Source organism: Streptomyces sp. NPDC005898, from assembly GCF_040629635.1.
Lineage (GTDB): Bacteria > Actinomycetota > Actinomycetes > Streptomycetales > Streptomycetaceae > Streptomyces.
The window spans coordinates 115,812-127,999 of record NZ_JBEXWC010000006.1 but is presented as its reverse complement, the minus strand read 5'-3'; the positions used below and the strand labels follow the sequence as shown (position 1 = coordinate 127,999).

At 70.5% G+C, this 12,188-nt stretch carries 11 protein-coding genes; 5 read left to right on the top strand and 6 right to left on the bottom strand.

Annotated elements, in window-relative coordinates; translation table 11 throughout:
- Positions 1-129 precede the first annotated feature (129 nt).
- On the top strand, positions 130-510 hold the full coding sequence (locus tag ABZ385_RS10980) for a VOC family protein (protein WP_358580833.1): 381 nt from the start codon (positions 130-132) through the stop codon (positions 508-510).
- Positions 511-583: 73 nt separating this feature from the next.
- Here ABZ385_RS10980 and acnA read toward each other — a convergent pair whose 3' ends face one another.
- The 4 genes from acnA to ABZ385_RS10960 all read right to left on the bottom strand — a co-directional run bounded on the left by acnA (position 584) and on the right by ABZ385_RS10960 (position 6,334).
- Positions 584-3,298 (bottom strand): aconitate hydratase AcnA, encoded by a 2,715-nt coding sequence (gene acnA, locus ABZ385_RS10975; protein WP_358910977.1) that lies wholly within the window; start codon positions 3,296-3,298, stop codon positions 584-586.
- Positions 3,299-3,591: 293 nt separating this feature from the next.
- Positions 3,592-4,500 (bottom strand): aminoglycoside phosphotransferase family protein, encoded by a 909-nt coding sequence (locus ABZ385_RS10970; RefSeq protein WP_358580837.1) that lies wholly within the window; start codon positions 4,498-4,500, stop codon positions 3,592-3,594.
- Between the two features lie 107 nt (positions 4,501-4,607).
- Positions 4,608-5,432: a phytanoyl-CoA dioxygenase family protein gene (locus ABZ385_RS10965; RefSeq protein WP_358910975.1), complete on the bottom strand. Its 825-nt coding sequence runs from the start codon at positions 5,430-5,432 to the stop codon at positions 4,608-4,610.
- A gap of 182 nt (positions 5,433-5,614) precedes the next feature.
- The gene (locus tag ABZ385_RS10960; protein WP_358699200.1) at positions 5,615-6,334 is read right to left on the bottom strand and encodes a helix-turn-helix domain-containing protein; all 720 of its coding nucleotides are present in this window, start codon (positions 6,332-6,334) and stop codon (positions 5,615-5,617) included.
- Positions 6,335-6,585: 251 nt separating this feature from the next.
- Here ABZ385_RS10960 and ABZ385_RS10955 point away from each other — a divergent pair, with 251 nt between their 5' ends.
- Genes ABZ385_RS10955 through ABZ385_RS10945 form a run of 3 tightly spaced genes read left to right on the top strand, consistent with a single transcriptional unit; the run spans position 6,586 to position 9,041 of the window.
- Positions 6,586-7,254: a DUF4097 family beta strand repeat-containing protein gene (locus ABZ385_RS10955; protein WP_358699198.1), complete on the top strand. Its 669-nt coding sequence runs from the start codon at positions 6,586-6,588 to the stop codon at positions 7,252-7,254.
- Between the two features lie 12 nt (positions 7,255-7,266).
- Positions 7,267-8,253 (top strand): ATP-binding cassette domain-containing protein, encoded by a 987-nt coding sequence (locus ABZ385_RS10950; protein ID WP_358910974.1) that lies wholly within the window; start codon positions 7,267-7,269, stop codon positions 8,251-8,253.
- Complete coding sequence (locus ABZ385_RS10945; protein WP_358580847.1) at positions 8,250-9,041, top strand: ABC transporter permease; 792 nt, start codon at positions 8,250-8,252, stop codon at positions 9,039-9,041. The genes ABZ385_RS10950 and ABZ385_RS10945 overlap by 4 nt, the downstream gene beginning before the upstream one ends.
- Before the next feature lie 32 nt (positions 9,042-9,073).
- On the opposite strand, the gene ABZ385_RS10940 is transcribed toward ABZ385_RS10945, so the two are convergent.
- Positions 9,074-10,345 carry a phosphatase PAP2 family protein gene (locus ABZ385_RS10940; RefSeq protein WP_358580893.1) on the bottom strand — a complete coding sequence of 424 codons (1,272 nt, stop codon included), beginning with the start codon at positions 10,343-10,345 and terminating at the stop codon, positions 9,074-9,076.
- Positions 10,346-10,527: 182 nt separating this feature from the next.
- Positions 10,528-11,289, bottom strand: coding sequence for a class I SAM-dependent methyltransferase (locus ABZ385_RS10935; protein ID WP_358911146.1), 762 nt, complete (start codon positions 11,287-11,289; stop codon positions 10,528-10,530).
- A gap of 187 nt (positions 11,290-11,476) precedes the next feature.
- On the opposite strand from ABZ385_RS10935, the gene ABZ385_RS10930 reads away from it, so the two are divergent.
- The gene (locus ABZ385_RS10930) at positions 11,477-12,073 is read left to right on the top strand and encodes a TetR/AcrR family transcriptional regulator (RefSeq protein ID WP_358910972.1); all 597 of its coding nucleotides are present in this window, start codon (positions 11,477-11,479) and stop codon (positions 12,071-12,073) included.
- Positions 12,074-12,188 lie beyond the last annotated feature (115 nt).

The following is a 12,188-nucleotide window of genomic DNA, read 5'->3' as shown; positions in this document are numbered from 1 at the left end:
GCCCGGGCCGCGGGAAGCCGGTCTCGACAGCACGGGGCCCCCGTGCCTAAGATCCACGGCGACATCGCGTGTCGGTCACCGGCCGGGTGAGGCATGGAGGTGTCAGGAGATGCCTGTTGGAGGCATTCCTTGTCGGTCGAGCTGAACCACACGATCGTCCACGCCCGGGACAACCGGGAGTCCGCCGAGTTCCTCGCGGACCTGCTGGGCCTTGAGATCACCGCGGAATGGGGCCCGTTCGTCGCGGTGGCCCTGGGCAACGGAGTCACCCTGGACTTCGCCGCCGTCCCCGCCGAGCACATCGCACCGCAGCATTACGCGTTCCTCGTCTCCGATGCGGAGTTCGACGCCGCGTACGAGAAGATCGCCGCGCGCGGCGTACCGCACTGGGCCGACCCGCATCAGAGGCAGCCGGGCGAGATCAACCGCAATGACGGCGGCAAAGGGGTCTACTTCCTCGACCCGGCGGGTCATGCCATGGAACTGATCACGGTCCCGTACGGCGGCTAGCCGCCCCGCGAAGCCCGAGGGCCGCACCCCGCGCAAAGGCGGGGTGCGGCCCTCGTTTGCTCCTCGCGCTGACCTACTTGCGGATCAGGCTGCGGAGCACGTACTGCATGATGCCGCCGTTGCGGTAGTAGTCCGCCTCGCCGGGCGTGTCGATGCGGACGACCGCGTCGAACTCGACACCGGTGTCGGTGGTGACCTTGACCGTGCGGGGGGTCGTGCCGTTGTTCAGCTCGGTGACGCCGGAGAAGGAGAAGGTCTCCTCGCCGGTCAGGCCGAGGGAGGACGCCGACTGGCCCTCCGGGTACTGGAGCGGCAGGACGCCCATGCCGATGAGGTTCGAGCGGTGGATGCGCTCGTAGGACTCGGCGATGACGGCCTTGACGCCGAGGAGCGCGGTGCCCTTGGCGGCCCAGTCGCGGGACGAGCCGGAGCCGTACTCCTTGCCCGCGAGGACGACGAGCGGGATGCCCTGCTCGATGTAGTTGCGCGAGGCGTCGTAGATGAACGAGACCGGCGCGTCCTCCTGCGTGAAGTCACGCGTGAAGCCGCCCTCGGTGCCCGGCGCGATCTGGTTGCGCAGCCGGATGTTGGCGAACGTGCCGCGGATCATGACCTCGTGGTTGCCTCGGCGCGAGCCGTAGGAGTTGAAGTCGCGGCGCTGCACGCCGTGCTCCGTGAGGTACTTGCCGGCCGGGGTGTCGGCCTTGATCGCACCGGCCGGGGAGATGTGGTCGGTGGTGACCGAGTCGCCCAGCTTGGCCAGGACGCGGGCGCCCGTGATGTCGGAGACCGGGGTGGTCTCCATCGTCATGCCCTCGAAGTACGGGGGCTTGCGGACGTACGTCGACTCGGTGTCCCACTCGAAGGTGTTGCCGGTCGGGATCGACAGCGCCTGCCACTGGGCGTCGCCCGCGAAGACGTCCTGGTAGGACTTGTTGAACATGTCCTCGCCGATGGAGTTGGCGACGACGTCGTTGACCTCGGCCTCGGAGGGCCAGATGTCCTTGAGGTAGACCGGGTTGCCGTCCTGGTCGGCGCCCAGGGCCTCGGTCGTGATGTCGATCTTCATCGAGCCGGCCAGGGCGTACGCGACGACCAGCGGCGGGGACGCCAGGTAGTTCATCTTGACGTCGGGGTTGATGCGGCCCTCGAAGTTCCGGTTGCCGGAGAGGACGGACGTCACGGCCAGGTCGTGGTCGTTGATCGCCTTGGAGACCTCGTCGGGCAGCGGGCCCGAGTTGCCGATGCAGGTGGTGCAGCCGTAGCCGACGAGGTTGAAGCCGACCTTGTCGAGGTAGGGGGTGAGCCCCGCCTTGTCGAAGTAGTCGGTGACGACCTTCGAACCGGGCGCGAGGGTGGTCTTGACCCACGGCTTGCGGGTCAGGCCCTTCTCGACGGCCTTCTTCGCGACGAGCGCGGCGGCGACCATCACGTACGGGTTCGAAGTGTTGGTGCAGGAGGTGATCGCGGCGACGGTGACGGCGCCGTGGTCCAGCTCGTACGTCGAGCCGTCGGGGGCGGTCACGAGGACCGGGTTCGACGGGACGCCGTTCGTGGTGGCCGGGGCGTCGGAGGCCGGGAAGGACTCCTTGCCCGCCTCGTCCACGCCGTCGACGTAGTTGCGCACGTCGCTCTTGAACTGCTCGGCGGCGTTCGCGAGGACGATGCGGTCCTGCGGGCGCTTGGGGCCGGCGATGGAGGGGACGACCGTGGAGAGGTCCAGCTCCAGCTTCTCGGAGAAGTCGGGCTCGGCGGCCGGGTCCAGCCAGAGGCCCTGCTCCTTGGCGTACGCCTCGACAAGCGCGACCTGCTGCTCGTCGCGGCCCGTCAGCTTCAGGTACTTCAGCGTCTCGTCGTCGATCGGGAAGATCGCGGCGGTGGAGCCGAACTCCGGCGACATGTTGCCGATGGTGGCGCGGTTCGCGAGGGAGGTGGCGGCGACGCCCTCACCGTAGAACTCGACGAACTTGCCGACGACGCCGTGCTTGCGCAGCATCTCGGTGATGGTGAGGACGAGGTCCGTGGCGGTGGTGCCCGGCTTCAGCTCACCGGTCAGCTTGAAGCCGACGACACGCGGGATGAGCATCGAGACGGGCTGGCCCAGCATCGCGGCCTCGGCCTCGATGCCGCCGACGCCCCAGCCGAGGACGCCCAGGCCGTTGACCATCGTGGTGTGCGAGTCGGTGCCGACGAGCGTGTCGGGGTACGCCTGGCCGTTTCGGACCATGACCGTGCGGGCCAGGTGCTCGATGTTGACCTGGTGGACGATGCCGGTGCCCGGGGGGACGACCTTGAACTCGTCGAAGGCGGTCTGGCCCCAGCGCAGGAACTGGTAGCGCTCCTTGTTGCGGCCGTACTCCAGCTCCACGTTCTGGCCGAAGGCCTCCGCCGTGCCGAACTTGTCGGCGATCACGGAGTGGTCGATGACCAGCTCGGCCGGGGTCAGCGGGTTGATCTTCGCCGGGTCGCCGCCGAGCTCCTTCACGGCCTCACGCATCGTGGCGAGGTCCACCACGCACGGGACGCCGGTGAAGTCCTGCATGATCACGCGAGCCGGCGTGAACTGGATCTCCTGCGACGGCTGTGCCTGGGAGTCCCAGCTGCCGAGCGCACGGATGTGGTCGGCGGTGATGTTCGCGCCGTCCTCGGTGCGGAGCAGGTTCTCAAGGAGGACCTTCAGGCTGTAAGGGAGCCGTGCGGAGCCCTCGACCTTGTCCAGCTTGAAGATCTCGTACGACTCGTCGCCCACGCGCAGCGTGCTGCGGGCGTCGAAGCTGTTCGCCGACACGACAGTCTCCTTCAATTTTTGTGCGCGTTCCAGCACATCCTGCCGCCACGACTCCTCGTCGATCCGCTAAGGTAAGGCTTAGTTAGGTAACCCTTACCGGCTGGTGGCTTCTGGTGCGCCTCGGCAGATATCTCGATGTCGAGATAACTCTAGTACATGCCCTGCCGTGACGACGAGGCACGCTCGGTTCGCTGTCAAACGCCTCGATCGGATGACGGCGGGCGGGCGGCGTACGGAGGCGTGCGTGTCGGCGGCGCCTGCGCCTGAGCCGTCCTCTCCGGCCCGGCCGACGATCAGGGCGACGTCACTTCGTCGGCTGTCGACTCCAGAATGCGGTCGAGTGTCCGGCGCCCCGTTCGGCTCATCGTCGGATTGCTCTCGACGTAGTACCAGACGAGGCCCATCGCCTGTTCGAACGCCCATGCCTTGCCGCGCTCCCACTCCAGGTCGTCACAGCCCAGTGCGCGCCGGAGCACGTCCCGTGGGCCCGGCCGCAGGAGGTGCCAGCCGCCGACCAGATCCAGCGCGGGGTCGGCCGGGCCGAAGCCGCCGGTGTCGAGGACGCCGCCGAGCCGGTCTCCCGCGACGAGTACGTTGCCGGGAATCAGGTCGCCGTGACTCATCACGTCGGCGCTCGTGCGCGGCAGCTCGCGGAAGTGGCTCCACAGGCGGCGCAGCCGGGGCACGTCGAGCAGTTCCCGGCTCTCCTCGAAGCACTTCTCCATCCAGGCGTCGTGGTCGGCGAGGACGCCGCCGCGATGGTCACCGCTGAAGACCCGACCGCGCGTCCCGGCTTTCCGCAGGGCCGCGATGAAGGCCGCAAGGTCCTCGGCGAAGGCGTCCGACCCGCTCGGGTCGGCATCGGAGGCGACCGTTCCCGGCAGCCACGTCTGGACCGACCACGGCATGGGGTAGCCCGCTCCCGGCTTTCCCAGGGCGACGGGTTCCGGAACGGGAAACGGGGACACCTGTGCCAGCTCCGCGCTCGCCCGGGCCTCCCGTTCCAGCACCGCCAGCGCCTCGGCGGGATCGGTCGGACGCAGCGGGAAACGCGCGGAGAGGTCGTCGCCGATACGGAAGATGGCGTGGACCGTCCCGGTCGACGCCAGGCGCCGGATCGGCTCGCCGCTCCACTGAGGGAACTGTTCCTGGACCAAGGTCGCCACGACGTCGGTGGTCACGTCCACTTGGTCATCGTGCATGGTCAACCTCGATCCACAGAGGCGGGCATATCGTGGGAGAGCGATCGTCTGCGATCGAACCTAGTCGCTCAAGCTCAGGGCATCGCAACCGATTAACGACGCTGTGCCTATCGGGCTGCGTGACGGCCCGCACGATCGGTGCCGTCCCCTTCGCGGCCCGGGGTGTCGTGTCCCAGGCCCCGCCGGATCGCTGTCTCCACGGGTGAGTACGCGCCGTCCGCCCGCTCCAGTTCGTACGGTGCCGCCGGCATCAGCGGTGGCTGCGCCATGAAGCGCGGCCGCGACCCATGGTGCGGTTGCGCCGCGTGCACCAGGAACGGATGGCACAGGAAGACATCGCCCGGGGACCCGGTGGCAAGGGCGAGGGGCCGGTGATCGGACGCCGCCACCAGCTCGGGCGCGAGGGTCGGCCCGCTCGCCCCGTCCTCCCCGTGCTTCGCCAGCACCTTCGGCACGTCGAGGTGTGAGCCGACCCGGATCCGGGTCGGGGCGTCCTGCTCACCGACCTCGCTGAACAGGAACAGCATCAGCAGCGCCCGGCCCCGGGAGCGCAGATTGGTGAAGTACCAGCTCTCGCCCTCCGGCAGATAGCTTCCCTCGATGTGCCAGCCCGCGTCGTCCGGCTCCTCCTCGTGCGGGAAGCGCAGCGGGAACGTGCCCAGCGAGTAGCGCGGTTCCCAGCGTCCCGGGCCGACGAGCAGGTCGTACGCGTGGTGCAGCGAAGGGGAGTTGGGCGCGGCGGCGAACGGCCCCTGAGCCATGCCGCCCACCCAGTGCACGGGCCGCGTCCACGTCGCCGGGTCGTCCGGGTCGCAGCCCGTTTCTCGCCACAGCAGCCGCGCGCAGTCCGCGGCCACGCGCGGCGCGACGGCACCCTCCAACTTCACGTAGCCATCACGGAGAAACCGGGCTACCAAGGTCGCGTCATCCATGCCCTCATCGTGCGACGCCCCCGCCTCGATCACCCGACATTCCCCGCACCACCTTTGCCGGGTGCCCATCGGAGCACGATCGGCCCCCGTTGCCGTCGACGACCACCAGACCGCTGGCGAGCAGTTCAGTCGCAGCGTGACGGCGACGCCTCGACGCCGGGAGTGGGGTGCGGGCCTGCGCCCTACCCCTCCCCCTGCCTGTCGGAGAGGATCTCGCGCGCCTGTTCGGCGGCGCGCGTCATGCTCTCGCCCACGAAGTCCATGAAGCGCGCGATGTTCTCCAGGCGGACGGCCGCCGGTGCCTGGGGGCCGAGCAGGTTGGCGCCTTCGCGCGCGGTCTCGGCGAAGCGGGCGTGGGACGCGGCGGCGGCGACCATGCCCTGGTACCAGACGTCGTTGTCGACGACATAGCGCTCGCGGCGACCCTCCTCGCGATCCCGGCGGATGAGGCCCTGCCTCTCCAGGAACCCGACCGCCTTGGAGACGGACGCCGCGCTGACCTGGAGGCGCCGGACGAGTTCGGACGCGGTCATGCTTCCCTCGTCGGTCGTGTAGAGGCAGGTCAGCACCCGGGCCATCATCTTGGGCAGACCGGACTGCATGAGGAGCGTCGTGAACGCCTCCTCGTAGGCGAGCACGGCCCCTTCGTCGCGCCCCTCGCCTCGCGGGGCCGCCTGTGGTGCCCCCGGCGCGGACTGCGCGCGCCGGTGGGCGCGGCGCTCGGTGGCACGGTGGGCCAGGTCCGCGCGGTAGCCGGTGGGGCCGCCGTTGCGCATGACCTCGCGCGTGACCGTCGAGGTGGGGCGGTCCAGGCGTCGGGCGATCTCCGCGTACGCGAGCCCGTCGGCCAGCCCCAGCGCGATCTGCTGACGCTCCTGCTGCGTGAGCCTGCCTCCCGGCATCGCGATCTCCCTTACGTCTTGCTGCATGCATGTCGTGTGCGCGGTCGCCACCACCGCCGCCAGCATAGCGTTCAGTCGTCGCCATTGCAACGCAGACCTAGCCTGCCATTGCGTTAGATTTTCCTCCATTGCAATGATTGAGCCCATCTGACCTGCGTAAATGAAATCGGGGTGCAACTTGTTTGTTGCTGAGTACGTGAATGCAACGTAGCGTTCACGACATCAGAAACCGCGAGTCCAAGGAGCACACCATGCAGAAGTTCGCCACCGCCGCCCCGGTCTCCGCCCATGTCGACATCCCCGCCGGACTCATTCGGTTCATCGCCGCCGACCGGGCCGACACCACCGTCGAGGTGCTGCCGGCGGACGCCTCGAAGAGCCGCGACGTGACGGTGGCCGAGCAGACCTCCGTCGTGTACGCCGACGGGGTCCTGCGGATCGAGACCGCGCCGGTGAAGAACCGGGTGCTCGGCGCCGCCGGTTCCCTCGAGGTGACCGTCCAGCTGCCGGCCGGCTCCCGCGTCGAGGCGAAGGCGGCGAGCGCCGACTTCCGGGGCGTCGGACGGCTCGGCGACGTCACCTTCGAGTGCGCCCAGGCCTCGGTCAAGCTGGACGAGGCCGCGGGCGCCCGCCTCGCCCTCGCCGCCGGTGACATCACGGTCGGCCGGCTGAACGACTCCGCCGAGATCCGCACCCAGAAGGGCGACATCCGGATCGCCGAGGCCGTGCGCGGCACGGTCACGCTGCGCACCGAGGCCGGCGAGATCTCCGTCGGCGCCACCCGCGGGGCCCGCGCCTCACTGGACGCCGGCACCGCCTACGGCCGGGTCCACAACGCCCTCCAGAACGCAGGCGGCGACATCGACCTGCACATCCAGGCCACCACCGCCTACGGCGACATCGTCGCCCGCAGCCTCTGAGGAGCCCCCGTCATGACGAATCCGGCCATCGCGGCAAGCGGACTGCGCAAGTCCTACGGCGACAAGACGGTGCTCGACGGCATCGACCTGACCGTCCCCGAAGGAACGGTCTTCGCCCTGCTCGGACCGAACGGCGCGGGCAAGACCACCGCCGTCAAGATCCTCTCCACCCTCGTCTCCGCCGACGCCGGCACCCTCCACGTCGGCGGCCACGATCTCGCCACCGACCCCCAGGCCGTCCGCGGCGCGATCGGTGTCACCGGCCAGTTCTCCGCCGTCGACGGTCTGATCACCGGTGAGGAGAACATGCTCCTCATGGCGGACCTGCACCACCTCCCCCGCGAGGAAGGCCGGCGCACCGCCGCCGAACTCCTGCGCCGCTTCGAACTGCACGAGGCCGCCAAGAAGCCCGCCTCCACCTACTCCGGCGGCATGAAGCGGCGCCTGGACATCGCCATGACCCTCGTCGGCGACCCGCGGATCATCTTCCTCGACGAGCCCACCACCGGACTCGACCCGCGCAGCCGGCACACGATGTGGCAGATCATCCGCGACCTCGTCACCGGCGGCGTCACCGTCTTCCTCACCACGCAGTACCTGGAGGAGGCCGACGAGCTGGCCGACCGCATCGCCGTCCTGCACGACGGCAGGATCGCCGCGCAGGGCACCGCCGAGGAACTCAAGCGGCTCGTCCCGGGCGGGCACGTGCGCCTGCGCTTCACCGACCCCGCCGTCTACCACGCGGCCGCGCGCGCCCTGGACGACAGCGTCCGCGACGACGAGGCGCTCGCCCTCCAGGTCCCCGGCGACGGCAGCCAGCGCCGGCTGCGCGCCCTCCTCGACCGCCTGGACGCGGCGGGCATCGAGGCCGACGAGCTGACCGTGCACACCCCCGACCTCGACGACGTCTTCTTCGCCCTCACCAGCACCGAAACCGACCCCGGCGCCGGCACCAGCACCGGCGCCGGCACCGACACGTCCCAGGAGATGGCCCGATGAGCTCCCTGCCCCTCGCCGTGCGCGACTCGACGACCATGCTGCGCCGCAACCTCCTGCACGCCCGGCGCTACCCGTCCCTCACGCTGAACCTGCTGCTCACGCCGATCATGCTGTTGCTGCTCTTCGTCTACATCTTCGGCGACGCGATGAGTTCGACCCTCGGCAGCGGCGGCCCCGACCGCTCCGCGTACATCGCCTACGTCGTGCCGGGCCTGCTGCTGATGACCGTCGGCAGCACCGTCGTCGGCACCGCGGTGTCCGTCTGCAACGACATGACCGAGGGCATCATCGCCCGGTTCCGGACGATGGCGATCCACCGTCCCTCGGTGCTGATGGGGCACGTCGTGGGCAGCGTCCTGCAGTCGGTCATGGCCGTGATCCTGGTGGGCGCGGTCGGCGTGGCCATCGGCTTCCGCTCGACGGACGCGACGGCGCTGGAGTGGCTCGCGGCGTTCGGGCTGCTCGTGCTCTTCTCCACGGCGCTCACCTGGATCGCGGTCGGCATGGGCCTGGTCAGCCCGAACGCCGAGGCGGCCGGCAACAACGCGATGCCGCTGATCCTGCTGCCGCTCCTGTCCAGCGCCTTCACCCCGGTCGACGCGATGCCGGGGTGGTTCCAGCCGATCGCCGAGTACCAGCCGTTCACCCCCGCCATCGAGACCCTGCGGGGCCTGCTGCTCGGCAGCGGGATCGGCCACAACGGATGGCTCGCCCTCGGCTGGTGCCTGGCGCTCACGGCGCTCGGTTACCTCTGGTCGACCTCCACCTTCAACCGCGACCCGAAGTGACCCCCGTACCGGCGTGGGGGCCGCCCGGGGCCTCAGACCAGTTCAGGCTGGGGCTCCAGGGGCTTCGCCGGTACGGGCTTGGGCTCCCACAGCCGGGTGGTGCGCTGATAGCCGTAGACGACCGAGGCCATCGCCAGGACGAGCAGCGGACCGAACACCCACGGGTAGCGGGCCATCTCCATCGGCAGATAGCGGTACGACGTCAGGAGCGCCGTGAAGACCACCGTGCCGTAGGCGACCAGCTGGACGGCCCGGCGGTCCCAGCCCCGGTCGAACGCGCGCAGCGCCGCGTCGATGGTGAACGCGAAGACCACACCGGCGATGATGTCCGCCCCGTAGTGGTAGCCGAAGCCCAGCGTGGCGCCGAGGGTGGCGATCAGCCAGAAGGTGCCCGCGTAGCGCAGCAGCCTCGGTCCCTTGCGGGAGTGGATGAAGATCGTCGTGGCCCACGCCGTGTGCAGACTGGGCATGCAGTTGCGGGGGGTGACCTCGTCGAAGGGCATGTGCTGCGGGGTGACGAGCGGGGTCGGGGTGTTCGGCCACAGGTGCGCCACCGCGTACTGCCCGCCGTCGGCGCCGTAGGCGAAGATCGGGCCGACCACTGGATAGATCATGTAGATGCCCGGCCCGAGCAGCCCGATGACCAGGAACGTGCGCACCAGGTGGTGGCCCGGGAAGCGGCGCTCGGTCGACACGTTGCGCAGCTGGTACAGGGCGACGATGACGGCGGCCACCGCGAGCTGGATGTAGACGTAGTCGAGCACGTGCTCGCCGACGGTGCCGGTGGCCCGGACCATCCGGCCCACCACCCACGACGGATTGCCGAGCGCGTGGTCGGCGGTCGCCACGTACTGGTCGAGCACCGTGGGGCGGGTCTTCCAGGTGATCAGCAGCCAGATGTCGCCGGTCTTGCGGCCGGCCACCAGCAGCAGGCCGAGGCCGACGCCCTTGAGCAGCAGCAGCCGTTCCTTGCCGGTGCGGCGCGTGAGGGCGATGACCCCGTAGGCCAGGAGCACCCACAGGGCGCCGTTGCCGAACATCATCTTGGCGTCGACCGCCCACCGCACCAGGAAGAAGACGATGTCGATGCCGATCGCCGCGCCCATCGCGATGAGCCGCTGACGCCAGGTGAGCACCACCATCATCAACGCCATGCCGGCGTAGAGCAGCGGCCCCGACTTGGGTGCGAAGACGACCTCGCGGGCCTGGTTGGTGATCGGCCCCGACACACCGTAGCCGCGTGCGGCGATCTCCAGCGCGATGAGGAAACCGAGGGCCACCACACCCGCCGTGGCCCAAAGGATCACCCGTGGCCGACGCCAGGCGGGGACCTGATCTGGGGACTTTGTTCGCGAAAACGCCCGCGGTGCTCTAGATATCAATTGTTTGGCCGATTTGTTAGACGTCAGCGGTGAGTCCGAGCATGCTATCCGAGGGACGCTGACGGGTTCCGCCGGTCGGGTACGGGCGTTGACGTCGGGGCCGCTCACGCGGGCCGGGTGCGGCGGGCGGTGACCGTGATCGTGGTGTAGCGGGCGGTGAAGCGGCCGCCCATCGCGTCGACGGCCGCGCCGACGCTCTCCAGGACCAGGGCCCGTCGGGCCGGTGGAACGCGGGTGAGGGTTCCCTGGGTCGGCAGCTGGTCGAGCCAGTCGTCCCGGGTGTAGGTCCACTCCCAGTCGTCGCGCCACCGCTCGGGGGCGTCGAAGCGGCCGGTGTGCGCGATGCCGTCGGCGGCCTTGGCGAACAGCGGCTCGTAGCCGTCCAGGGCGCGGGCCGGCGCCGCCCGGAAGTCGAAGGGGGCGTCGGGCAGGGCCCGCTCGTACGCCTCGGCGAACGCCTCCGTCACGGCGGGCGGGAGTTCGGGCACGTTCCAGAAGGCGGCCAAGCGCCCGCCGGGCCGCAGCACCCGGGCCGCCTTGGCCGCGCCCGCGACCGGGTCGATCCAGTGCCAGGCCTGGCCCGCGACGACCGCGTCGAACTCCCGGCCGACCGGCTCCCAGGCCTCGAAGGCGGCGATGTCGACCTCCGTCCCGAGCCGCTGCGCCGTCCGCGCCATCCTCGCGTCGGGCTCCACCCCCAACACGGTGCAGCCGGCCGCGGCGAACTGGCGGGCGGCGATGCCGGTGCCGCAGCCGACGTCCAGGACGTCCGGTCCTGCGGCGGCCAGGCGGGAGACCAGGGCATCGGGGTAGCGGGGTCGGGCCCGGTCGTAGCGGTCGGCGTCCGAGCCGAAGGACTCGGCCAGGTGCCGGTGGCGGTGCGGGGCGGGGGCGGGCGGTGTCGCCTGCGGGTCGCCCTCAGGCGTGGGCCGTTGTGCGTGGGGGTCGCTCCCGGAGATAGTGGGCATGCGCCCACCCTGGTGGGCACGCGCCCACTCGTCAACCGATCGGGCGGATCCGCGAGCGAGAGCACGAGAGAAGAGGGGTGCGCCCGTGCCGACAGGGGTGGCCATCCGGGATGTACGCGAGCAGCTCTTCCGGGCCGCCGAGCGCGTGTTGCTGCGCACGGGGCCGAACGCGCTGACCAGCCGGGCGGTCACCGCGGAGGCGGGCTGCGCCAAGGGCGTCCTGCACCGGCACTTCGCCGACTTCGACGCCTTCCTCGTGGACCTCGTGCGCGACCGCGTCGCGGGGCTCGACGCTCGCAGTGCGGCGCTGCGGGCGTCCGCCGGGACGGGCACCGTCGCCGGGAACGTCCGCGAGGCGCTCAGCGACCTCTTCGGGTCGGTCGCCCTCGCGGTCGTCGGCCTCATCGCCTCCCGGGACGTCCTGCGCGCCCGGTTGCGCGCGACCTCGCCGGCCGGCGTGCCCCTTCTTACGGAGGCCGGGGCCATGCTCGCCGCCTACTTGGACGCGGAGCGCGAGCTGGGCCGCCTCGCGGACGACGCCGACACGGACACCCTCGCGCTCACGCTCATCGGCGCCGGCCATCTGCTCTTCGCCGGCCTGGAGGGTGTCCCGCCGGACGCCGACGCCGTGCACAAGGTCGTGGCCGGGGTGCTCTCGGGCGTCGTACGGGAGGCGGCGTAGGAGTCGGGGCGGGCGGCGCGGTGTGTGCGGGTGGCTTGGAGCAGCCGGTCGGTCCTCTTCGGGTCGCATGCGGACACGTACCACTGTCGACCGCGCGAGCCCGGGCGGCGACGGT

What these genes read in the sequence shown, in the direction of transcription:
- ABZ385_RS10955 (WP_358699198.1), top strand. Translation starts at nt 6,586, where the DNA reads ATGCAGAAGTTCGCCACCGCCGCCCCGGTCTCCGCCCATGTCGACATC.
- ABZ385_RS10945 (WP_358580847.1), top strand. Translation starts at nt 8,250, where the DNA reads ATGAGCTCCCTGCCCCTCGCCGTGCGCGACTCGACGACCATGCTGCGC.
- ABZ385_RS10950 (WP_358910974.1), top strand. Translation starts at nt 7,267, where the DNA reads ATGACGAATCCGGCCATCGCGGCAAGCGGACTGCGCAAGTCCTACGGC.
- ABZ385_RS10970 (WP_358580837.1), bottom strand. Translation starts at nt 4,500, where the DNA reads ATGCACGATGACCAAGTGGACGTGACCACCGACGTCGTGGCGACCTTG.
- ABZ385_RS10960 (WP_358699200.1), bottom strand. Translation starts at nt 6,334, where the DNA reads ATGCCGGGAGGCAGGCTCACGCAGCAGGAGCGTCAGCAGATCGCGCTG.
- ABZ385_RS10965 (WP_358910975.1), bottom strand. Translation starts at nt 5,432, where the DNA reads ATGGATGACGCGACCTTGGTAGCCCGGTTTCTCCGTGATGGCTACGTG.